We start from the raw sequence: 22,341 nt of genomic DNA, 5'->3' as shown, positions 1-22,341 counted from the left end.
AAGGGGTACGATACGTTCATCAACACAAAGGAGACACATTATGAGCAACTTTGATAAACATGATTTGAGCGGCTTCGTCGGTAAACACCTGGTTTATACCTACGATAACGGCTGGAACTACGAAATTTACGTGAAAAATGAAAACACCCTCGACTACCGTATCCACAGCGGCCTGGTGGGGAACCGTTGGGTGAAAGACCAGCAGGCGTACATCGTTCGCGTCGGCGAAAGCATCTACAAAATTTCCTGGACTGAACCGACCGGTACCGACGTCAGCCTGATCGTGAACCTGGGCGACAAACTGTTCCACGGGACTATCTTCTTCCCGCGCTGGATCATGAACAATCCGGAAAAAACCGTCTGCTTCCAGAACGATCATATCCCGCTGATGAACAGCTATCGTGACGCAGGCCCGGCGTACCCAACCGAAGTGATTGATGAGTTTGCCACTATTACCTTTGTGCGCGACTGCGGGGCAAATAACGACAGCGTCATTGATTGTGCCGCCAGCGAATTACCAGAAAACTTTCCAGATAACCTGAAATAAGCGCGACAATTAACTAAAAAGAAAAGTTCCCGCCCCGTTTCAATTAACGTTGAAATGGGGCGGGATTTTTTTATTTGTTGAGGCTCTGTTTAGAAAAAACATAATTGAGAGTGAAGTAAATCACATAATAAATAATTCATAATCAGCTAAGCCACTGTTATATATGCATTAAAATGCATGCATACAATTAAGTACAGCCCTGTCTTAATTTTTTCCTAAGAAATGAACGCTACCTTGTGATGAGTTTATGGTTCGTTGAAATACACGCTCCGGCATTTGGTTAATATAAAAAAGCTGCCTTTCATATCTCAAGGAAATTAATAATGAGTGATTTTCTGCCTTTTTCTCGCCCCTCGATGGGAAGCGAAGAATTAGCCGCGTTGCAGGAGGTCATTACCTCTGGCTGGATCACCACCGGGCCAAAAAATCAGGCACTTGAAGAGGCGTTTTGTACCCTGACCGGCAATCGTCACGCGATTGCGGTGTGCTCGGCCACGGCAGGGATGCACGTCACCCTGATGGCGATGGGCATTGGTCACGGCGACGAAGTGATCACCCCCTCGCTGACCTGGGTTTCGACGCTCAACATGATTGTGCTGCTGGGCGCCACGCCGGTGATGATCGACGTCGATAAAGACACGCTGATGGTGACGCCAGAGGCCATCGAAGCCGCCATCACGCCGCGCACCAAAGCCATCGTTCCCGTCCATTACGCCGGTGCGCCTTGCGATATCGATGCCATCCGCGCCCTCGGCAAACGTCACGGCATTCCGGTGATTGAAGACGCGGCCCACGCGGCAGGCACTTATTACAAAGACCGCCACGTTGGCTGGCAGGGTACGGCTATCTTCTCGTTCCATGCCATCAAAAACATGACCTGCGCCGAAGGCGGGCTGGTGGTGACCGACGACGAGGCGCTGGCGCAGCGCATCCGCAGCCTGAAGTTCCACGGCCTCGGCGTGGACGCCTACGACCGCCAGACCCACGGCCGCGCGCCGCAGGCGGAAGTCATAACGCCCGGCTACAAATACAACCTCGCGGATATCAACGCCGCGCTGGCGCTGGTGCAGCTCGGCAAGCTGAAAGAGGCCAATAAACGCCGTCAGGCGATCGCCGAACGCTACCTGAGCGAGCTGGCCGACACGCCGTTTGAGCCGCTGCGCATCCCCGAGTGGTCGCACGTTCACGCCTGGCACCTGTTTATCATCCGCGTGGACGAAGCCCGCTGCGGCATCTCCCGCGACAGCCTGATGGCGGCGCTGAAGGAGAAGGGCATTGGCACCGGCCTGCACTTCCGCGCGGCGCACACGCAAAAATATTACCGCGAGCGTTTTCCTGATGTATCGCTCCCCCATTCTGAATGGAACAGCGCGCGTATTTGTTCTCTCCCCCTTTTTCCGGACATGACTCATGACGACACAACCCGCGTCATTACCGCACTCCATCAGCTTGCAGGACATTGATATGTTCAGCGCGCCGCCTGTACAAAAAGTGTCTGTGGTAATTCCCGTTTACAACGAGCAGGAGAGCCTGCCCGAGCTGATCCGCCGCACTACCGCCGCCTGCGACACGCTGGGCAAGGCCTATGAAATCCTGCTGGTGGACGACGGCAGCAGCGATGACTCCGCGCGGATTCTGACCGAAGTCGCGCAGGCGGAAGGCAGCCACGTGGTGGCGGTGCTGCTTAACCGTAACTACGGCCAGCATTCGGCCATCATGGCCGGGTTCAGCCACGTTACCGGGGATCTGATTATCACCCTCGACGCCGACCTGCAAAACCCACCGGAGGAGATCCCGCGCCTGGTGGCGAAGGCCGACGAGGGCTATGACGTGGTGGGCACGGTGCGTCAGAACCGTCAGGACAGCCTGTTCCGCAAGCTGGCCTCCCGCACCATTAACCGCCTGATCCAGCGCACCACCGGCAAAGCGATGGGAGACTACGGCTGCATGCTGCGCGCCTATCGCCGCCACATCGTCGACGCCATGCTGCACTGCCACGAGCGCAGCACCTTTATTCCTATCCTGGCGAACACCTTCGCCCGCAAAGCGACGGAGATCCCGGTGCTGCACGCCGAGCGCGAGCACGGGGAATCGAAGTACAGCTTTATGCGCCTGATTAACCTGATGTATGACCTGATCACCTGCCTGACCACCACGCCGCTGCGGCTGTTAAGCGTCTTCGGCAGCGTGATTGCGCTCGCCGGGTTTGCGATCTCCGTTCTGCTGGTCGCGCTGCGCCTGGTCTTTGGCCCGCAGTGGGCGGCGGAAGGGGTCTTTATGCTCTTTGCCGTGCTGTTCATGTTCATCGGCGCCCAGTTCATCGGCATGGGCCTGCTCGGTGAGTACATAGGCCGTATCTATAACGATGTCCGCGCACGTCCGCGCTACTTTATTCAACGTGTTGTCCGTCAGGAGCACGAAGCATCTCAAGAGGAAATTCACCCATGAAAGCTGTTGTATTTGCCTATCACGATATGGGGTGCGCGGGCACGCTGGCCCTGCTGGACGCGGGTTACGACATCGCTGCAATCTTCACTCACCCGGACACCGCGGGCGAAAATCACTTCTTCGGCTCCGTGGCGCGCATTGCCGCCGAGCGCGGGATTCCGGTCTATGCCCCGGACGACGTGAACCACCCGCTGTGGGTTGATCGTATTCAACAGCTTGCCCCGGATGTGATTTTCTCGTTCTACTATCGCAACCTGCTGAGCGACGACATTTTACGTCTGGCTCCGGAAGGCGCGTTTAACCTGCACGGCTCTCTGCTGCCCGCCTACCGTGGCCGCGCGCCGCTGAACTGGGTGCTGGTAAACGGCGAAAGCGAAACCGGCGTGACCCTGCACCGCATGGTGCGTCGCGCAGACGCCGGGGCGATTCTGGCGCAGCAGAAAGTGACTATCGATGCGGATGAAAACGCGCTGCAACTGCACCATAAGCTCTGCGAAGCGGCGAAAGCCCTGCTGCGCGATGTCTTGCCCGCCATCAAACAGGGCAACGTGACCGAAACGGCGCAGGATGAAAGCAAGGCCAGCTGCTTTGGCCGCCGCACGCCGGAAGACGGTCGCCTGGACTGGAACAAACCCGCCCGTCAGCTGCACAACCTGGTGCGCGCGGTCACCGATCCGTGGCCGGGGGCGTACAGCTTTGCCGGGGTGAGCAAATTTATCGTCTGGAAATCCCGCGTGCGCGACGACGTTCCGGCAGCCAAACCGGGCACGGTGATGTCGGTTTCTCCGCTGATCGTCAGCTGCGGCGAGCAGGCGCTGGAAATTATCACCGGGCAGACCGACAGCGGCCTGTACGTGCAGGGCGCGCAGATGGCGCAGTCTCTGGGTCTGGTGGCCGGTGCGCTGATCACCAGCGCCCCGGTGGTGGCGATTAAACGCCGCACCCGCGTGCTGATCCTCGGCGTAAACGGCTTTATCGGTAACCACCTGACCGAGCGTCTGCTTAAAGACGACAACTACGAAATCTACGGTCTGGACATCGGTTCTGATGCCATCAGCCGTTTCCTCAACAACCCGCGCTTCCACTTCGTTGAAGGGGATATCAGCATCCACTCTGAGTGGATCGAGTACCACATTAAAAAATGCGACGTGGTGCTGCCGCTGGTGGCGATCGCCACGCCAATTGAATACACCCGTAACCCGCTGCGCGTGTTCGAGCTGGACTTCGAAGAGAACCTGAAGATCATCCGCGACTGCGTGAAATACGATAAGCGTATCATCTTCCCGTCCACCTCTGAGGTGTACGGCATGTGTACCGACAACAACTTCGACGAAGACACCTCCAATCTGGTGGTGGGACCGATCAACAAGCAGCGCTGGATCTACTCGGTCTCTAAACAGCTGCTCGACCGCGTGATCTGGGCCTACGGCGAAAAAGAGGGGCTGCGCTTTACCCTGTTCCGTCCGTTTAACTGGATGGGCCCGCGTCTGGACAACCTGAACGCGGCGCGTATCGGCAGCTCGCGCGCCATCACCCAGCTGATCCTGAACCTGGTGGAAGGCTCGCCAATCAAGCTTATCGAAGGCGGCAAGCAGAAACGCTGCTTTACCGACATCAGCGACGGCATTGAAGCGCTGTTCCGCATCATCGAAAACAAGGACAACCGCTGCAACGGGGCGATCATCAACATCGGCAACCCGGAAAACGAAGCGAGCATTCGCGAACTGGCAGAGATGCTGCTGGCCAGCTTCGAGCGCCATCCGCTGCGCAGCCAGTTCCCGCCGTTCGCCGGGTTCCGCGAAGTGGAAAGCAGCAGCTACTATGGTAAGGGTTATCAGGACGTTGAGCACCGTAAGCCAAGCATCCGCAACGCGAAACGCTGCCTGAACTGGACGCCGACGGTGAAGATGGAACAGACCATCGATGAAACGCTCGATTTCTTCCTGCGCACCGTGGAGCTGGCGGAAAAGGCATCATGAAAAAAGTCGGCTTACGTATAGATGTCGACACCTTCAGGGGCACGCGTGACGGCGTGCCTACGCTGCTCGAACTGTTGAGCAAGCATGAAGTGCGGTCGAGTATTTTCTTCAGCGTGGGTCCCGACAACATGGGGCGCCATTTGTGGCGCCTGATTAAACCTGCCTTTCTGTTCAAGATGCTGCGCTCGCGCGCGGCATCGCTGTACGGCTGGGACATTCTGCTGGCCGGCACCGCCTGGCCGGGCAGGCGCATCGGCGCGGGCAATGAGGCCATTATTCGCGAGGCGGCGCGTCTGCACGAAGTGGGGCTGCACGCCTGGGATCACCATGCGTGGCAGGCCTGGGCGGGCGTCTGGGATATTCCCCGCCTCAGCCGTGAGGTGGAGCGCGGGATGATGGAGCTGGAGGCCATTACCGGCCAGCCGGTGCAGTGTTCGGCGGTGGCGGGCTGGCGCGCGGATCAGCGGGTGGTGAAGGCCAAAGAGCCGTTTGCGTTTCGCTACAACAGCGACTGCCGCGGCAACGGGCCGTTTTTGCCCCAGCTGAGCGAACACCGCACGGGCACCGTGCAGATCCCGGTCACGCTTCCCACCTGGGATGAGGTGGTCGGGCGCGAGGTGAGCGCCGAGGGATTTAACCGCTACATTCTGGACGCAATCCATCGCGACGGCGGCACGCCGGTTTACACCATTCACGCCGAAGTGGAGGGCATCGCGTACCAGCACGACTTCGACGCGCTGCTGACGATGGCCGCACAAGAGGGCATTGCATTCTGCCCGCTGAGCGAGCTGTTGCCTGACGATCTCAGCACGCTGCCCGTCGGCAAAATCGTCCGTAAAGAGATGGCTGGCCGGGAAGGCTGGCTGGGTTATCAACAGATCCTGAGCACGGAATCATGAAAACAGCCCGTTATGGCGTCGGCCTTTTCGCCCTGTTTGTCGTCTATTACCTTATTCCGGTCGATATCCGCCTGCTGTGGCAGCCGGACGAAACCCGCTACGCGGAAATCAGCCGCGAGATGCTGGCCTCCGGGGACTGGATCGTCCCGCATTTTCTGGGACTGCGTTACTTCGAAAAACCGATAGCCGGATACTGGATCAACAGTATCGGGCAGCTGCTGTTTGGCCACACCAACTTCGCCGTGCGCGCCGGGGCGATTTTCTCCACCGGGCTGGCGGCGCTGCTGGTTATCTGGCTGGCCTGGCGCATCTGGCGCGACAGGCGCGTGGCGCTGCTCTCGGGCGTGATTTTTCTGACCCTGTTCCTCGTTTACGGCATTGGTACCTACGCGGTGCTGGATCCGATTATTACCCTCTGGCTGGTGGCGGCGATGTGCAGCTTCTGGCTGGCGTCGCAGGCGAAAACTATCGCCGGAAAAGCGGGCGGTTATCTGCTGCTGGGGCTGGCCTGCGGCATGGGGGTGATGACCAAAGGCTTCCTCGCTCTCGCCGTGCCGGTGATTGGCGTGCTGCCGTGGGTGATCGCACAAAAGCGCTGGAAAGAGGTGCTGCTGTTCGGCTGGCTGGCGGTGCTGAGCTGTGTGCTGATTGTCCTGCCCTGGGGGCTGGCGATTGCCCAGCGCGAGCCGGACTTCTGGCGCTACTTCTTCTGGGTGGAGCATATTCAGCGCTTCGCCCAGAGCGACGCCCAGCATAAGGCGCCGTTCTGGTACTACCTGCCGTTCCTGATTGCCGGAAGCCTGCCATGGCTGGCGCTGCTGCCGGGCGCGCTGCGTCAGGGCTGGCGCGGGCGAGCAAATGACGGCGGCGGTCTGTACCTGCTCGGATGGGTGGTGATGCCGCTGGTGTTCTTCAGCATCGCCAAAGGCAAGCTGCCTACCTACATCCTGCCGTGCTTTGCCCCGCTGGCGATGCTGATGGCGCACTACGCCTGCACCGTGGCGGAAAAAAGCGGCAAGGTGCTGCGCATCAACGGCGGGATCAACCTCGCGTTTGGCGTGGTCGGCGTCGTGGCGGCGCTGGTGGTGTCGCCGTGGGGGCTGACCAAACACCCGGTCTGGACCGCCGTCGAGCTGTATAAAGTCTTCTGCGCGGTGGTGGCGTTTCTTATCTGGGCGCTGGTCGGCTGGTTTACGCTGCGCCAGAGCCAGAAGCGCTGGTGGCTGGCGGCGCTCTGTCCGTTCGGTCTGGCGCTGCTGATTGGCTTTGCTATTCCAAACCGGGTGGTGGATTCCAAACAGCCGCAGTCGCTGGTGGACACCGTGCGCGATCCGCTCGTCGCCAGCCGCTACGTGCTGGCCAACAACGTCGGCGTGGCGTCCGGGCTGGCGTGGGAGCTTAAGCGCAGCGACATTGTGCTCTACGGGCAGAGCGGCGAGCTGCGCTACGGGCTGGACTACCCGGACGTGCAGGACCGTTTTGTCGGCAAAGATGACTTTCCGCAGTGGCTGGCGGCGCATCGCCAGCAGGGGCGCATCTCGCTGGTGATTTTGCTGTCCAGCAACGACGATCTTGAGCGCCTGAAGCTGCCAAAACCGGACAGCCTGTATATTCAGGGGCGTCTGGCCTACTTGCAGTATCTGCCGCAATGATGACCTGGTTCTGGCTGGTGCTGGCAAGCCTGCTGAGCTGCGCGGGACAGCTGTGCCAGAAACAGGCGACCCGCCCGGCGAAAAACGGGCGGCGCGGGGTGCATATCGCCCTCTGGCTGGGGCTGGCGCTGATGGCGCTGGGCCTGGGGATGCTGGTGTGGCTGGTGGTGTTGCAGCGCCTGCCGGTGGGCATTGCCTATCCGATGCTCAGCCTGAACTTCGTCTGGGTGACGCTGGCGGCGAAAACCCTCTGGCGTGAAAGGGTGGCGGCGCACCACTGGCTGGGGGTCGCGCTGATTATGGTCGGGATTGTCCTGCTGGGAGGAAGCCTGTGAAAGGCGTTTTCTGGGCGCTGTGCAGCGTCGTGCTGGTCAGCGTCGCACAGCTGCTGCTGCGCTATGCGATGGTGACGCTGCCGCCGGTGGGCGAGGGCTTCGCCTTCCCGCTCGCCCTGTGGCACGTTGCGCCGGGCAGCGGGGCGCTGCTGCTTGGGCTGATGAGCTACGCGGCCTCGATGGGCTGCTGGTATCTGGCGCTGCACCGCATGGCGCTGAGCCGGGCCTACGCGCTGTTGAGCATTAGCTACATTCTGGTGTGGGGCGCGGCGATTATGCTGCCCGGCTGGGGAGAAAACTTCTCCTGGACCGGGCTCGCGGGCGTCGGATGCATTATCCTGGGCGTGCTGGTGATTTTCAGGCCTGCTGCATCCCGTGAAGGGAAATCGCCTCAGCGGTAAGGGTAAACGGGGTAGGGGTGCAGACGGCAAGGCTCAGGGAGCCAAACTGAAGCTGGCTCACCGAATGCCCCTGCGCGGTGCTGTCGATGCTGACAATCTGCCAGGCGCTGCCGCCGCGCTGCTTCACAATCGCCTCTTTGCGCGTCCAGATCCCCCAGAAGGCGCTCAGCCGCGACTCGGGGGATTCGCTTTCCAGCTCCTCATGTTCCGCCACGCTAAACACCGCGTTCGCCAGCGCCTGCCAGTTATCGCGCGGGCGGATCACTTCGATATCGCACCCCACTTCGCCTTCATCGCTGACCAGCAGCGCAATGTCGTCACCGCTGTGGCTCAGGTTGAACCAGAAAGGATGCGCGTCGACAAACGCCGGTTTGCCCTGTTCGCCGAAGACGATTTCAGGCAGCGGCTCGGGAGACAGGGCGCTGGCGAGCAGCGTCCGGCCGGCGAGCCAGGCGGCGTATCGGGCACCAGGCGGTGCCTTGTCGGCAAGCGTTGACGCCAGCGGGTCCGCGCTCAGGGTGGAGATTTTTCCCAGTATGACCTGGTACATAGTTACGCCCAGCGTTTGATAATGAGTGAAGTATTGATGCCGCCAAACGCGAAGTTATTGCTTTGCAGGTATTCGCAGTCGATCCGACGGGCTTCCCCCATAATATAATCTAAAGCGCCGCATTGCTCATCAGGTTGACTCAAATTGAGCGTTGGCGCGAACCAGCCCTCACGCATCATTTGCAGGCTCATCCACGCCTCCAGCGCCCCGCACGCCCCTAAGGTATGGCCGAAATAGCTTTTCAGCGACGAGATGGGCACGTTGTCGCCGTAAATCGCGGCGGTGGCCTGGCTTTCGGCAATATCACCGCGATCCGTCGCCGTTCCGTGGGCCGAAATATAGCCGATATCCAGCGGGCTTAAGCCTGCCATCGCCAGCGACTGCTCCATACAAATCTGCATGGTTTCGCGCTGCGGCTGGGTGATGTGCGCCGCGTCGCAGTTGGTCGCAAAGCCGACAATCTCGCCGTAAATAGTCGCCCCGCGCGCTTTCGCGTGCTCCAGCTCCTCCAGCACCAGCGTGCCTGCCCCTTCGCCAATCACCAGCCCGTCGCGGGTGATATCAAACGGGGCCGGGGTAGATTTTGGCGCGTCGTTGCGCTGGCTGGTGGCGAACAGGGTGTCGAACACCGCCGCTTCCGACGGGCACAGCTCTTCCGCGCCGCCCGCGACCATCACCGTCTGATAGCCGTGGCGGATCGCTTCCCACGCGTAGCCAATGGCCTGGCTGCCGGAGGTGCAGGCGCTCGACGTCGGGATCACGCGCCCGCGCAGCCCGAAGAACAGCCCGGTGTTGACCGCCGTGGTGTGCGGCATCATCTGCACGTAGGTGGTGCCGGTGATGTTGTTGGTGTGCTTTTCGGTAAGCATGGTGGCGAACTCGCTCACCGGCCCGGTGCTGCCCGTCGACGAGCCGTAAGCGATACCGGTCTGCCCGTTGGTTAACACCGCGTCGCCGAGAAGCCCCGCCTGCTCCAGCGCCAGCTCGGTGGCGCGGGTGGACATCAGCGACACGCGGCCCATCGAGCGGATACGCTTGCGGGTGTAGTGCGCGGGCAGCGTGAAATCATCAATCGGCGCGCCCAGCAGGGTGTGCAGGCCGTCATAAACCTGCCACTCCGGCATCTGGCGCACCGCGTTTTCATATCCCAGCAGCCCGCGCGATACGGATTGCCACGCGTCGCCAAACGCCGTGACGCCGCCCATGCCTGTGATCGCCACGCGACGGGTCATAACATGCCTCCGTTAATGGAAATCACCTGGCGGGTGACATAGCCCGCGATATCCGACATCAGGTAGCTGGCAAGCCCTGCCACCTCCTCGGCCTGGCCCATACGCTTCATCGGGATGATGGACATCGCCTCTTTCAGCGCCGCCTCTTCCATCTCAATCATGCAGGTATCAATCAGCCCCGGCGCGATGCAGTTAACGGTGATTTTGCGCTTTGCCAGCTCGATCGCCAGCGCTTTGGTGGCACCGATAATGCCCGCTTTCGCCGCGCTGTAGTTCACCTGCCCGCGGTTGCCCATCACGCCCGACACGGACGATAAGGTGATGATGCGCCCGCCCTTGCGGGTGCCAATCATCGGCATAATGCAGGGGTGAATGACGTTGTAAAAGCTGTCGAGGTTGGTGTGGATCACGCTGTCCCAGTCCTCTTCGCTGAGCGCCGGGAACGCGCCGTCGCGGGCAATTCCCGCGTTGCTGACTACGCCGTACCACGCGCCGTGGGTTTCGATTTCCTGCTCCAGCACCTCGCGGCACTGTTCGCGATTGCCCACGTCAAAGGAGAGCAAACGCCCCGCGCCGCCCGCCTTCAGGATGGCGTCCAGCGTGTCCTGCGCGCCAGCGGCGTCGCGGTGATAATGCACGCCAACGGTAAAACCGTCAGCCGCCAGCTGACAGGCAATGGCCCGGCCAATGCCTTTGCTGGCCCCGGTGACCAGTACGGAACGACTCATGCGTTAGATCCCTGATTAAAAAGCAAAGTTAATTCTTCTGCGCTGGGCTGGAAGGTGTTGACGCGGCCCGTGGCAAGGGTGGCCTCTTCGGCGGTAATCGCACACTCGAAGCTGCCAAAACGGTCATCCTGCATCAGCAGTTTGACGCTAATGGTTAAGGTGCTGCCTGCGGCAAATCGCCCGTCGGCGCAGACCAGCTCGCGCGCGCCGAGCACCATGCCCAGCGCAATGTGGCTCTGCCCGTTATGCAGACGATGCCAGCCCGACCACACGCCGACGGTTTGCGCCATCAGCTCCAGCGCGTACCAGCCCGGCAGATCGCCGCTGGCGTCCAGAAACGGGGCCAGCACGCCCTGCGGGTTAACGCTCACGCGGCACACCGCGCCCTCGTCGGTGACGCGCTCGACGGACTCCAGCAGCATCATGGGCGCATCGTGGGGAAGATATTCAACGGGTGACAGGTAACTCATGACGCTCTCCCCAGCACGATGCTGGCGTTGTTGCCGCCAAACGCGAACGAGTTGGACAAAATGACGGGCTTTTTCAGCGGCGCAGGCTTATGCAGCACGCCGCACGGCGGCAGCGTGTCGTCCGGCGCGTAGCGGGAAAAATCCTGCGGCGGCAGCGGCAGGTCGCGGGTGAGGATCAGCCAGCCTAGCGCCGCCTCGGTAATCCCCGCCGCTCCCAGCGTGTGGCCGGTAAGGTGTTTGGTTGAACTGCACGGTACGTGTTCCCCGAACAGATCGTGAACCACCTGCGACTCAATCCGATCGTTCAGCGGCGTGGCGGTGCCGTGCAGGTTGATGTAGCCGATATCGCCCGGCTTCAGGTTCGCGTCGTTCAGCGCCTGGGTGATGGCGCGGATCGCCCCTTCGCCCTGCGGATGCGGGGCGGAAATATGGTACGCATCGCTGGATTCCCCTGCACCGAGCAGCGCAACGGGCGCGGGCTCGCGGGCCAGCACCATCAGCGCGGCGGCCTCGCCAATGGTAATGCCCTGCCGGTCGCGGCCAAACGGCTCGCACAGCGTCGGGGAGAGCGATTCCAGGCTGTTAAAGCCGTTGACCGGCATCCGGCTCAGGGTGTCCGCACCGCCGACAATCGCGATATCCACCAGACCGGCTTCAATCAGGCGGCGTCCGCTGATTATCGCCCTTGCGCTGGAGGAGCAGGCCGTCGACAGGGTATAGGCCGGGCCGTCCAGATCAAGCCAGTGCGCCAGGAAGCGGGACGGATCGCCCAGCTCCTGCTGCGGATACCGCCACGCCGTGCTCGCTTCACCGTTCAGGGTGCGGCGCACGTGCTCGTCGCCCTCATCCAGCCCGGAGGTGCTGGTGCCGAGCACCACCGCCACGCGCTCGCGCCCCACGCGGGCGATAGCCTCGTCGACGGCGGGCTGAATCTGCGCCAGCGCCGCCAGCAGCAGCTGGTTGTTGCGGGTGCGGTGCGCGCGCAGGCCGTCCGGGATTGGCGGCAGCTCGCCCTCCACGCCGCCCAGCACCGCATCCGGTATCCCTTGCAGCCAGCCGCTTCGGCGGTGCATTCCAGGGGCGTGCCCGGCGATGAGGTTAGCGGCGATCTCGTCAGCCGAGTTGCCCAGTGCGTTGACCATGCCAACGGCGGAAATGTAGATCATCTCAGTCACCCAGATATTGAATGGTGATGTGGTAGTTAAAGACGTGCTGCTCAATGCTAATCGGCTCGCGTTTGCCCTTGCGTTGCAGATAGACAATCTCGGTCACCAGCCTGCCGCTGGCGTTACGCAGCTCGCGGCGGTCGCCGATATCTTTGAGCGTCCAGCCCTTCGGCAGCTGCGGCTGCCAGGCGCTGATGGGCCAGTGGCTCAGCATCACGTCGGCCAGCACCTGGCTGGCGGGCGGAAGCTGTGGCACCACGATCGACTGCTCGGTGTGAATACCGGTCGCGTCGTAGGTGGCGAGGAACAGACGAATACCCACTGAGGATAGCCCGGCGAGCGTCAGCCTGCGCTCATCGGCGTTGAGCATCACCAGCAGCGACTGGGTTTTGCCGTTAAAGCGCCCGGTTAATAGCTGCTGTGAGCTGACCGCCGGAGTAATACCCGGCGGCGGGAGCGTCACTTTGGTGCCCGGCTGAAGCCAGGCCTGCGGACGGGCGCTGTCGCTATTCGTTGAATGGCTACAGCCCGCCAGCAGCAGGGCGGCAATCAGCGCCGCCGCACGGAAGAAGGGGGTCATCTTCGTTTTCTCTCTTTTTTAGACGGCATCGCCAGCGGGGCGAGCAGGAAGGCGGTGAAAATGCCGCTCACCAGCACAATGCCAAAGCTGCTGATGGCCTGCGTGGCGCTGAACACCAGCATCCCGAGCGTCAGCAGCGTGGTCATCATCGCAAGGGTGATGGCGAGCATGGAGGTGAGCGGCGTGCCGCGCGGGTTGCTGAAAAACAGCGTGTAGTTAATGCCGATCCCGAGCACCAGCACCAGCGCCAGCAGCGAGAACAGGTTCACCGGATGCCCGGTCAGCGCCAGACCGCAGCCGAGCGACAGCACCGACGGCACCAGGCTAATCAGCCCCTTGCGCCAGCCAAGACGCACCATCGCACCGCAGGCAATCACCGCCAGCGCCACCAGCAGCAGCCCGGTGAGCAGGGTGCGATAGAGCGAGAACAGGCCGTCGAAGCTGGCTTTGCGATCGACCCACACCACGCCCTGCTGGGTTGCCGCCAGCGCGCCGAGCGCCGCGCTGTTTTTCACGCCGTCCACCGGCACCAGCACGCCGCTTTGACCGTCAGGCAGGGTCAGCCACAGCAGGCGCCAGCCTTCGCTGGCCGGGCTGGCAAGCCACGCCTCGACGCTTACCGGCATAGGGTTCAGATCCGGCGACACGGTACTCAGCCCGGCGTTTTGCAGCACCTTCGCCACCGCCGGGGTGGCGTGGTAAAGCAGCGCCAGATCGGCGTGCTGCCGCGCCAGCGAATTCAGCGGAAGCGTGCGCCAGCGGGACAGCTCGCCCGCCTTTTGCGCCTGCGCCAGCGCCGGGGTAAAGGCTTCGAGCCGCTCCAGGGTTTGCTGCGCCGTTTTGCCGTACACCACAAACCATTTCTGATCCACGCTTTGGCCGGTCAGGGCGGTGATGGTCTTCTCCTGCGCCAGCAGATCCTGCGGTAGCGCCTGAAGCTGGGCGATGTCGTCATCCACCTTAAGCGTGGCGATCCCCACGATGGAGACCAGCGCCAGCGCGAGGGGCAGGCCAATATAGAGCGATTTTTGGCGTCGCCAGGCGGCGAGCCAGCGCAGCATCCATACCATCGCCGGAACCGGGCGCACCGGCAGACCCCGGCACAGCCACGGATGCCAGAATATGACCGTCAGGCACGAGGCGCTAAGTCCGGCGGCGGCGAACACCGCCATCTGGCGAATGCCGGGGAAGGGGGCCAGCATCATAATCAGGTAGGCCGCCACGGTGGTCAGCAGCGCCAGCAGCAGGGCGTTACGCACTTTTGCCAGGCTCTGCCACGGCGAATGCTCCGCGCCGTGAACCATCCGCTCGGTCAGGTAGTAAAGCGTATAGTCCGCCGAAATGCCGATGATGCTCATGCTCATCACCAGCGTCATCAGGTGCAGCTCGCCAAACAGCAGCAGCGTCGCCACCGTTCCCGCCAGCGCGCCGATGGCGATGGAGAGCAGGCACAGCAGCAGCGGACGCAGGGAGCGGAACACCGCCACAATCAGCAGGATCACCCCCAGAACGGTCGCCACGCCGAGCGTTGAGACATCCCGTTTGGCCTGCTGGCTGGCGTAGTCGCTGTAGAACACCGTCCCGCGCGACAGCAGCTGCGCCTGCGGGAAACGGCTCTGAAGTTTGCCCTTCAGGTCGTTCAGGGTGGTCACCAGCCTGTGGGTTTGCTGCATATCAAACGAGGAACCAACCAGTTCGCCGTGCAGCAGATACCAGTAGTTCCCGGCCTCGTCCTGAGCGACCAGCCAGCCGTCCATCAGCCGCAGCTTCTGGCCGTTTTGCGCCAGCGCGAGCTGCGCGCCGCGCATCAGCATCAGCGGATCGTTTTGCAGCTCTTTACCGCTCACCCCGGAAAAGGCGGAGTAAAGCTGGGACAAAATCCACTGGGCCTGCGCCTCACCGCCGTTTTGCAGGCGGGCGCGCGTGGCCGGGTCGATCAGGGCGTTGCGGTGCTGCCAGAAAAATTCGCCCCAGGCCTTTTGCCCGGCGGCGTCCATCGGGCCTTTTACCTCGCTGAGCGCGGCGCTGTTTTGCAGCAGATCAAGCCACGCCTGCGCCACGCGCGGATCCGGCTCTTTACCGGGGCTGACCAGCCACACCAGCTGGCGGTCGAGGCGCTGCATAAAGCCGTCGTTGAGCGCAGGCGGGATCGCCCCCAGCGTCTGCTTGGGCAGCATGGCGAGCACGCTGCTGTTGAGCCGCGCGCCGGGCAGCAGCGCGAGCAGCACGCCTGCGAGGATCAGGCAGGCCGTGGCCCACAGCAGCGCCGGGCGCAGGCCGTTACGGTGCGGCAAAGCGTTGGTGTTCGTCATCGGTCAGGCGGGCGGGCGTCAGCTGGTGGCGGGAAAGGGCGATATCGGTACGGTCGCCCTGCTTGTCGTTCAGGCGAATGGATTCCAGATAGGTCGCCCCGCCCAGATCGAGGGTGGCGAAAATCTTGTCCAGCGGCGTGGTGGTCGGAGTTAACACCAGCGACCAGCGGCCTTCACCGAGGTCTTTAAAATCGATGCGGAAGTTCTCTTCCAGCACCCTGCGGTCGGCCTGGAACAGGGCGCGCAGCAGATGGTTAAACTGGAACATCTGCGGGTTGTTCTCGGCGGTGATGGTCTGCGGCGGCTGGCCGTTAATGACCTGCACCATCCGTTTGTCATCCAGCAGCAGGGTCATCGGGAAGGGGGCTTTCTGATCCCACAGCAGGCCGTTGTCCCGGGCGATCAGCATCTCGCCCTGAGAGCGCAGCGGCTGGGGCAGATCCTTAATGGTGCGCGTCTGTTCAAAGTGCGCGCGCACCACGGGCTGCTGCGTAAAGCGCTGTTGCAGTTCGTCGAGCGTCACGGCGCCGACCAGCGGGCTGGCCAGCAGGGCCAGCAGTGGCAACCATTTCATGGCGTCACTCCCATACGTTCAAACAGAATGGCCGGGCTGACGAAGCACATTTCGCGCGTCGCCTCGTCCACCGCCACCTGAATGGTGTAGCCAGTGGTGGTGCGTTTGCCGGTTTCCGCATCGAAAATCTGATAGTTGATGCGCAGGCGGTTCTCGAACTCGTCGATGTTCGCCCGCACGCGGATGCGCTGTTCGAAGGTCACCGCATCGCGGTATTTCACCCGGGTATCGACTACCGGCCAGACGTAGCCGGAGGCCTTCATCTGGCGATAGCCGTAGTTAAACTGGTTGAGCAGCGCCTCGCGGGCGATCTCAAAATAGCGGAAATAGTTGCCGTGCCAGACCACGCCCATCATATCGACGTCGTGGAACGGAACGGTGATCTCTACTTCGGTCGTAAAGCGGGGATCGGTCAGCACCCTTTACTCCTTCTCTTTGGCATCCGGCAGCTGCCAGAAATCGAAAAAATTGAACCAGTCGAGCGGCGACTGCAATGCGTAATGCTCAAGGCGCTGCGCGTAGCGATCGACCGCCTGCTGTAGCGCCTGCTGGCGTTCACCGCGCGGAAGCAGCAGCGGATCGGCAAACGGCTCGCAGTGGATTGTCAGCGCGTCGTGCTGGCGCAGGGCGTAAATCAACACCACCGGACAGCGCAGAATCGACGCCAGAATAAACGGCCCCTGCGGGAACGGCGCGGGCTGGCCCATAAACTCGCTCCAGGTCACGCGCCAGTCGCCGCCGCGCTGCGGGGTCACGGCGATGCGATCCCCGACGATCGCCACCCACTCGCCGCGATCCAGCTTCTGCTGAATGGCGATGGCGGTTTCCGGGCCGATATCGGTGACGGACATCAGGTTCACGCCCGCTTCCGGGGCCATCTCCTGCATGATTTGCTTAAAGCGCTGCGCGTTGTCGTTAAAGACCAGCGCGGTAATCGCCTTGCTGCCGTCAAGCTGCGCCAGCGCCCGACAGGCCTCCACGTCGCCCAGATGCGACGCCAGCAGCAGCTTGCCCTGCGGGGCATCGAGATCTAACGCCTCGCGCGCGCCGGGGGCAAACACCACGTCGCGATTGAGCTTAAGCTCTCCGCGCCAGCCCGCGACCTTATCGAGCATCGCGTTGCCAAAGCGCATAAAGTGGAAAAAGCTGTTCAGCCGCGCCGGAACGGGCATCTGCCGCTGCGCGAGCTGCTGCTTCACGCGGGCTATCCACTGCTGCGAAGCCCGTCGCGCCGGGCGGGCGGTGAGCCAGTAGACGCCAATCACCGGCCACAGCAGCGCGGTAAAGGCGTTGCGCCCGAGCAGCTGCCAGACGCGCAGCATCAGGCGCATTCCCCACAGCCCTTTGACCTCTTCCTGCTTTGCCCAGTGCCGCGCGCGGCGGCGGAAAAGCAGCGAAGGGATGCGCGGCAACATGCCGAAGAACAGGCGGGTGTGCATCAGCGAGATCCGCACGTTGTCCTTCAGCGCGTCGAAGTGGGACAGCCCGTCCAGCGGATAGGTGACGCGGGTCGGCAGAAAATAGCTGGTATGGCCCTGCCAGTAGAGGCGCACCATCACTTCGGTATCAAAATCCATCCGCTTGCCGAGCGGCGCGCGTGCCGCCAGGCGCAGCGTGGGCGCCACCGGATAGACGCGAAAGCCGCACATGCTGTCTTTCAGCTGCAAAGAGAGGGTTTCGATCCACACCCAGACGTGGGTGATCCAGCGTCCGTACAGGCGCGAGCGCGGAATGGAGTCGTCATAGATAGGCTGGCCGGAGATGAGCGCGTCCGGGTGGCGTTCGGCGAGCGCCAGCATCTTCGTAATATCTTCGATAGCGTGCTGGCCGTCGGCGTCCACCTGCACGGCGTGGGTGTAGCCCGCGCGGGAACAGGCTTCCAGGCCGTTTATCACCGCAGCCCCTTTCCCGGCGTTTTGCGCCAGGCGGATGAGCGTCACCTGCGGCTGTTCTGCCGCCAGCCGTTCAAGTTCCTGACGGGTGCGGTCATCGCTGCCGTCGTCCACCACCAGACAGGGCAGTCCAAACGGGGCCAGGCGCGCGAGCACCTTCGCCATCATCGCGCCGTGGTTGTAGCACGGAATGAGCACGCAGGGACGGAAGGTTACTGACATAAACGGATCTTCCCGCTGCTGGCGGTGTGGCGTTCATCCCCGGCGTGACGCTGGAAGGTAAAGCCGAGCGTCGCGCGTTCGGCATTCCACGTCAGGCTCAGGGTGACGGTGTTTTCAGGCAGCAGAGGCGCCTGAAACTTCACGTTCTGAAGGCTGTGAAAGCGAAAGCCCGGCGCCAGCACGCGGGTGGCGTAGTGCATCACCCACTCCAGCTGGGCTACGCCCGGCAGCAGGGGCTGCACGGCGAAATGGCCTTTAAACCAGAACAGGGACGGGTCGAGGTAGATCACCACCTCAAGGCTTTCTGGACGTGCCTTATGGCGCGTAAGTTCATGAATTTTCATGAAATAGCTCCTGTAGCTGCGCATAGACACGCTTGTTCATACTGTTAACCGGGATTTCATCGATGATGCGCCAGTAGCGCGGCACGGCCACCGGCTCCAGCCACGGCAGCAGGGCGCGGCGCCAGGCAAACTCCTGCGCCTTTTTACCCTGCTGCTGCCAGCGCTCGCGGGCCTCGTCGTTCAGCACCAGCAGCGCGCCAATGCCCTGACGGCCCCCGCGCGACATCGGCAGGGCGGCGGCATCGCAAATGCCGTCCAGCTCCAGCAGGCGGCGCTCGATTTCGGTCAGCGAAATGCGCTTCTCTTCGATTTTAACGACCCGTCCGCGGCGACCGACGATGCGAAACCGCCCGTCCGGGTCAAAATGCAAAATGTCGTCCAGCGGCAGCCCGTCCGCTTCGTGAATGAGCGGCGAGGTGGCCCACAGGGCATCTTCCTGCGTGCGAAACGCTACGTCGGGGAACGGCTGCCAGGGCAGGTCATCCTGCTCGCGGTGGCGCCAGGCCATGATCCCGGTTTCGGTGCTGCCGTAAATTTCATCGGGCCAGATCCGCAGCCAGGCGTGGGTGGCGGTCACATCGTCCCACGGCAGCATTCCCCCGGCGGAGATCAGCACGGCAACGGACGGCGGCGTGAGATCGGTATCCAGCCGTTTTAAAAAGGCCGGGCTGCTGACGAACAGATAACGCCTGTCATGCGCCAGCGCCGCCAGCTGTTCGGCGTAATAGAGCATCGCGGCGTGCAGCATAAGTCCGAAGGACATCGGCAAAAAGATGCGAAACGTCAGGCCGTACATATGCTGCGGCACAACCGAGGCCACCACCGCGCAGTCCTTCAGGCGATCGCCGAAACGCGCGGCGAGCAGGCGGGCCTCACGCTCAAGGCTAATGATGTGTTTCACCACCCGGCGCGGCGTGCCCGTGGAACCAGAGGTAAACAGCTCGACGTAGCGCGAGCCGTCGATGTCGGGCAGCGGCGTAAACGGGCCGGTCCGGTACGCGGAGGCCACCACAATCTGCGTGCCCGCGAATCCAAGCGTGCGATCGCTTAATACGCCGCTGAACAGCGACTGCTGCTCGTCCAGCAGCGATACGCGGCAGTGGCCGGGGATCACCGGGGTTTTACCCGCGTGGAGCGCGGCAAGCAGGGCAACAATAAACAGATAGCTGTTTTCAAAGCACAGCGCCCAGCGTTCGCCCTCCCGCTGACGCAGGACGTTGACCAGCTGCGTCACGTCATGGCGCAGCTCGCCGAGCGTCCAGGTGTGGTCGTCCAGCCAGGCAACCGGCGTATCGTCAGGCCGCGGCGCGTTTAACCACTGGTTTAAGGGGAGGGGGCTATGCATTGTGCTTCTCTTTATTTATTACCCGCTGGCGCACCAGCCACTCGGTCGCCATCAGCGTGCCCATCAGGAGGTAAGACACCATCCCGTTCCATAACGTCCACAGCCGCACGTCGGCGTGCAGTACGGTAAACAGCGCCATCGCGCCGTTGCCGATGAAAAAGCCGCACCACACCTGGGTTACCCGGCGGGTGTAAGCCACCCCGGCAGGCGGTAAATCGGGGTCACGCAGGCGCGCCAGCCGCTCCACCAGCGGCATCGCGGTCCACAGCGAACCGCCAAACACGGCCAGCATCACGAGGTTCACCACCACCGGGTAGAGCAGCAGCCACTGGTGGGCTTTCAGCACGTAGCTTGCGGTGCAGAGCGCAATGCCCGCCAGCGCGACGCTCTGGATCACGTAGCGCATCGGCCCGGCGTGACGCCGCGCCTGACGCAGACGGAGCAGCAATACCAGCGCCATCAGCGGCAGCAGCCAGTGCAGGCCGTTGTGCGCGAGGCCAAACCAGACCAGAAACGGCCAGGCCAGCAGCATCAGCCCCGTCAAAAGCGGGATTACCGGGAAAGAGCGTCCACCGCGCACAAGGCATTACTCGTCGTGCAGCAGCTGTTCAACGGCGTCCACCACGTCCTGAACGGTGCGGACCGATTTGAAGGTCTCTGGCGTGATTTTCTTACCCGTTTTCTTTTGCAGGTGAACAACCATGTCGACGGCATCAATGCTGTCGAGTTCCAGATCTTCATACAGGCGCGCCTCGGGCGTGATGTCCTCTGGATCGAGTTCAAACAGTGAGCTAAGAAGTGCCGCGACTTCCTGATAGATGGTTTCTTTTTCGGTCATGGGATCGCCTCTCAAGCGCGTTGGGTATGGATAAACGAGGCCAGCGTGGCGACGGAAAAGAAGTGCTGACGCATCTCTTCACTTTCAGCAGACAGCACGACACCGTACTGGTTTTTCACGGCCAGACCCAGTTCCAGAGCATCGATGGAGTCCAGCCCCAGCCCGTCGCCGAACAGGGCGGCATCGGTATCGATATCCTCCGGGGTCAGCTCGTCCAGATTGAGCGTTGAGATGATGAGATCCTTAATTTCAAGATAAAGCGCTTGCATCATTAATTCCTGACAAAGAGTGAAGGCCTGATGTTAATCGATGCTGCAAATGCCGGTTAAGCTGCCGCGCGGCCAGCGCTGGTTCTTGTTGGCTCGCATCGTAAAAATCGTGGATGTTCACGCGATCGCAAACCTCCACGGTGAAAAGCGGTTTATTTGGCGGTATGTCATACCAGCGGCTCTGTTTATCCAGCAGATGTTCGCTGCAATGGATAAGCACGACGCGCAGATCGCGCTGGCAGCGCACGGCGATATTGGCCGCGCCGCGTTGCAGGGAGATCGCCTCACCCACGCGGGTGCGGGTGCCTTCCGGGAAGATAAGCAGGGTCTCGCCCTGCGCCAGACGCTGCTGGCTGGCGTTGAGCAGGGTGTCGGCGTCGCGGTTAATCAGGTAATCCGCCGCGCGGATCACGCCGCTGACGAACGGGTTGCGCAGCAGGGCGCTTTTCACCAGACAGTCGGTCTCCGGCATCACCGAGGCCAGCAGCACGTAATCAATCAGCGTGGGATGGTTCGCCACCACCAGACAGCCTTTGTCGGCGCGCAGCGCTTCCAGATTCTGGATGCGATAATCCAGCACGCCGATACCGCGGGCGATGGTCAAAAAGAGGCGGAAGCTGGCGGAAATGCTCCGGCGCGCCAGGGTGCGGCGCTTTACGCGGTCGCGCTGGAAAATCAGCAGCAGGTTAAACCAGACCAGCGACAGCAGCAGCCCACCTGCGCCAAAGAGCGCAAAGCACAGCCCGGTCATGAGAAGACGCCACAGCCAGCCGGCGCGCGAGAGTATCTGGCTCATTGACGCGTCCACCGCCATAACAAACGTTCGCCCGGCACCGTAAACTGCGGCGCGTCGCGAAGATACTGTTGCAGGAACAGCAGGCTTTGCGGCAGTGCGGGCTCGGTGCCGTCGCTGCCGCGCTGCGTTTCGCAGGCCAGCGCGTCACCGGCTTCAATCACCAGCCCCAGCGCGAACGGCCAGGTGGGCATCTGCGGGGGAAGCGCCGCGTGATAAAACGCGGGCAGGGTGCCGTCAAAATCGACCAGTAAAATGCGGGTATAGCCGGCGTGGAGCAGGCTCAGCACTTCGCATAACCCCTGCTGGAAGGTATCCAGCCCGGCGGATACCGACGACGAGACAATCGGCTGACGGGCGGTAATGGTGAGGTTGCCTACCGCAGAGTTATGCACGGACATGGCGAAGTCCGTCGGGGAAACGGGCTGTTCCGTCGCCAGCGCGTGCAGAATGCGGTAATTGCGCTCCAGCTCGCCGTGGCGGCTGCAATAGACCACCGCGTCAATGCTGTGCTTGCGCAACATCGACAGGCCGATATCCACCGCCAGCTTGCTGCCCGAGTTAAGGCGTCGGGCGGTCATCATCGGCAGTTCGGTCAGTTTCGCCAGCGGCGCGGCGGGATCGATACTCAACGACTGACGTGACCATGCCTGCCACGCGTCGGCATTGCTAAGGCCAGGCGCGCTGGCCTGCCAGTCGATAATGTTTAGTGTAAATTTCATCTGCGCGCGTCCGCGATAAACCCGTGTTCCCGTGGCGAGCGAA

General features: G+C 62.1%; 25 protein-coding genes. 8 read left to right on the top strand and 17 right to left on the bottom strand.

Features of this window, described 5'->3' with window-relative positions:
• Positions 1-40: 40 nt before the first annotated feature.
• From ACSVHP_RS14225 to arnF, 8 genes are all read left to right on the top strand, one after another.
• Positions 41-547 (top strand): phenolic acid decarboxylase, encoded by a 507-nt coding sequence (locus tag ACSVHP_RS14225; RefSeq protein ID WP_234675311.1) that lies wholly within the window; start codon positions 41-43, stop codon positions 545-547.
• Positions 548-870: 323 nt separating this feature from the next.
• The gene (gene arnB / locus ACSVHP_RS14220; protein WP_447552224.1) at positions 871-2,010 is read left to right on the top strand and encodes a UDP-4-amino-4-deoxy-L-arabinose aminotransferase; all 1,140 of its coding nucleotides are present in this window, start codon (positions 871-873) and stop codon (positions 2,008-2,010) included.
• 1 nt (position 2,011) lies between these two features.
• Entirely contained in the window at positions 2,012-2,995 is a 984-nt protein-coding gene (gene arnC / locus ACSVHP_RS14215) for an undecaprenyl-phosphate 4-deoxy-4-formamido-L-arabinose transferase (RefSeq protein ID WP_447552248.1), read from the top strand.
• The gene (arnA, locus tag ACSVHP_RS14210; protein WP_447552223.1) at positions 2,992-4,974 is read left to right on the top strand and encodes a bifunctional UDP-4-amino-4-deoxy-L-arabinose formyltransferase/UDP-glucuronic acid oxidase ArnA; all 1,983 of its coding nucleotides are present in this window, start codon (positions 2,992-2,994) and stop codon (positions 4,972-4,974) included. Before arnC ends, arnA begins: the two co-directional genes overlap by 4 nt.
• Positions 4,971-5,873: a 4-deoxy-4-formamido-L-arabinose-phosphoundecaprenol deformylase gene (arnD, locus tag ACSVHP_RS14205; protein WP_447552222.1), complete on the top strand. Its 903-nt coding sequence runs from the start codon at positions 4,971-4,973 to the stop codon at positions 5,871-5,873. The genes arnA and arnD overlap by 4 nt, the downstream gene beginning before the upstream one ends.
• Entirely contained in the window at positions 5,870-7,525 is a 1,656-nt protein-coding gene (gene arnT, locus ACSVHP_RS14200; protein WP_447552221.1) for a lipid IV(A) 4-amino-4-deoxy-L-arabinosyltransferase, read from the top strand. The genes arnD and arnT overlap by 4 nt, the downstream gene beginning before the upstream one ends.
• The gene (gene arnE / locus ACSVHP_RS14195) at positions 7,522-7,860 is read left to right on the top strand and encodes a 4-amino-4-deoxy-L-arabinose-phosphoundecaprenol flippase subunit ArnE (protein WP_417316404.1); all 339 of its coding nucleotides are present in this window, start codon (positions 7,522-7,524) and stop codon (positions 7,858-7,860) included. Before arnT ends, arnE begins: the two co-directional genes overlap by 4 nt.
• Positions 7,857-8,261: a 4-amino-4-deoxy-L-arabinose-phosphoundecaprenol flippase subunit ArnF gene (arnF, locus tag ACSVHP_RS14190; protein WP_447552220.1), complete on the top strand. Its 405-nt coding sequence runs from the start codon at positions 7,857-7,859 to the stop codon at positions 8,259-8,261. Before arnE ends, arnF begins: the two co-directional genes overlap by 4 nt.
• Here arnF and acpT read toward each other — a convergent pair.
• From acpT to ACSVHP_RS14105, 17 genes are read right to left on the bottom strand one after another with little or no spacing between them, the layout of a single operon-like run.
• Positions 8,218-8,811: a 4'-phosphopantetheinyl transferase AcpT gene (acpT, locus tag ACSVHP_RS14185; RefSeq protein WP_417316408.1), complete on the bottom strand. Its 594-nt coding sequence runs from the start codon at positions 8,809-8,811 to the stop codon at positions 8,218-8,220. The genes arnF and acpT overlap by 44 nt on opposite strands.
• A 2-nt stretch (positions 8,812-8,813) precedes the next feature.
• On the bottom strand, positions 8,814-10,043 hold the full coding sequence (locus ACSVHP_RS14180; RefSeq protein WP_417316410.1) for a beta-ketoacyl-ACP synthase: 1,230 nt from the start codon (positions 10,041-10,043) through the stop codon (positions 8,814-8,816).
• Positions 10,040-10,771, bottom strand: a complete 732-nt coding sequence (locus ACSVHP_RS14175) for a 3-ketoacyl-ACP reductase FabG2 (RefSeq protein WP_447552219.1) — start codon at positions 10,769-10,771, stop codon at positions 10,040-10,042. The genes ACSVHP_RS14180 and ACSVHP_RS14175 overlap by 4 nt, the downstream gene beginning before the upstream one ends.
• Positions 10,768-11,241, bottom strand: a complete 474-nt coding sequence (locus ACSVHP_RS14170) for an ApeP family dehydratase (protein WP_447552218.1) — start codon at positions 11,239-11,241, stop codon at positions 10,768-10,770. Before ACSVHP_RS14170 ends, ACSVHP_RS14175 begins: the two co-directional genes overlap by 4 nt.
• Entirely contained in the window at positions 11,238-12,407 is a 1,170-nt protein-coding gene (locus ACSVHP_RS14165; RefSeq protein WP_447552217.1) for a beta-ketoacyl-[acyl-carrier-protein] synthase family protein, read from the bottom strand. The genes ACSVHP_RS14170 and ACSVHP_RS14165 overlap by 4 nt, the downstream gene beginning before the upstream one ends.
• A 1-nt stretch (position 12,408) precedes the next feature.
• Positions 12,409-12,987 carry a DUF3261 domain-containing protein gene (locus tag ACSVHP_RS14160; protein WP_447552216.1) on the bottom strand — a complete coding sequence of 193 codons (579 nt, stop codon included), beginning with the start codon at positions 12,985-12,987 and terminating at the stop codon, positions 12,409-12,411.
• Positions 12,984-15,299 carry an MMPL family transporter gene (locus tag ACSVHP_RS14155; RefSeq protein WP_447552215.1) on the bottom strand — a complete coding sequence of 772 codons (2,316 nt, stop codon included), beginning with the start codon at positions 15,297-15,299 and terminating at the stop codon, positions 12,984-12,986. The genes ACSVHP_RS14160 and ACSVHP_RS14155 overlap by 4 nt, the downstream gene beginning before the upstream one ends.
• A complete protein-coding gene (locus ACSVHP_RS14150; protein WP_447552214.1) occupies positions 15,268-15,873 on the bottom strand; it encodes an outer membrane lipoprotein carrier protein LolA in 606 nt (201 codons plus the stop codon). The genes ACSVHP_RS14155 and ACSVHP_RS14150 overlap by 32 nt, the downstream gene beginning before the upstream one ends.
• A complete protein-coding gene (locus ACSVHP_RS14145) occupies positions 15,870-16,292 on the bottom strand; it encodes an acyl-CoA thioesterase (RefSeq protein ID WP_417316424.1) in 423 nt (140 codons plus the stop codon). Before ACSVHP_RS14145 ends, ACSVHP_RS14150 begins: the two co-directional genes overlap by 4 nt.
• 3 nt (positions 16,293-16,295) lie before the next feature.
• On the bottom strand, positions 16,296-17,987 hold the full coding sequence (locus ACSVHP_RS14140; protein ID WP_447552213.1) for a glycosyltransferase family 2 protein: 1,692 nt from the start codon (positions 17,985-17,987) through the stop codon (positions 16,296-16,298).
• Positions 17,978-18,331: an ApeI family dehydratase gene (locus ACSVHP_RS14135; RefSeq protein WP_447552212.1), complete on the bottom strand. Its 354-nt coding sequence runs from the start codon at positions 18,329-18,331 to the stop codon at positions 17,978-17,980. The genes ACSVHP_RS14140 and ACSVHP_RS14135 overlap by 10 nt, the downstream gene beginning before the upstream one ends.
• On the bottom strand, positions 18,318-19,676 hold the full coding sequence (locus ACSVHP_RS14130) for an AMP-binding protein (RefSeq protein WP_447552211.1): 1,359 nt from the start codon (positions 19,674-19,676) through the stop codon (positions 18,318-18,320). The genes ACSVHP_RS14135 and ACSVHP_RS14130 overlap by 14 nt, the downstream gene beginning before the upstream one ends.
• On the bottom strand, positions 19,669-20,256 hold the full coding sequence (locus ACSVHP_RS14125; protein WP_447552210.1) for a hypothetical protein: 588 nt from the start codon (positions 20,254-20,256) through the stop codon (positions 19,669-19,671). Before ACSVHP_RS14125 ends, ACSVHP_RS14130 begins: the two co-directional genes overlap by 8 nt.
• A 6-nt stretch (positions 20,257-20,262) precedes the next feature.
• Complete coding sequence (locus ACSVHP_RS14120; protein ID WP_417316434.1) at positions 20,263-20,514, bottom strand: acyl carrier protein; 252 nt, start codon at positions 20,512-20,514, stop codon at positions 20,263-20,265.
• A gap of 11 nt (positions 20,515-20,525) precedes the next feature.
• Complete coding sequence (locus tag ACSVHP_RS14115; protein WP_234675333.1) at positions 20,526-20,783, bottom strand: phosphopantetheine-binding protein; 258 nt, start codon at positions 20,781-20,783, stop codon at positions 20,526-20,528.
• Positions 20,764-21,597, bottom strand: a complete 834-nt coding sequence (locus ACSVHP_RS14110) for a lysophospholipid acyltransferase family protein (protein WP_447552209.1) — start codon at positions 21,595-21,597, stop codon at positions 20,764-20,766. Before ACSVHP_RS14110 ends, ACSVHP_RS14115 begins: the two co-directional genes overlap by 20 nt.
• Positions 21,576-22,298 (bottom strand): beta-ketoacyl synthase chain length factor, encoded by a 723-nt coding sequence (locus ACSVHP_RS14105; RefSeq protein WP_417316438.1) that lies wholly within the window; start codon positions 22,296-22,298, stop codon positions 21,576-21,578. The genes ACSVHP_RS14110 and ACSVHP_RS14105 overlap by 22 nt, the downstream gene beginning before the upstream one ends.
• Positions 22,299-22,341: the final 43 nt, after the last annotated feature.

This window comes from Enterobacter sp. 186315 (assembly GCF_053290175.1).
Note: the sequence above shows the minus strand (reverse complement) of the source record. Positions and strands in the feature narration are given on the sequence as shown.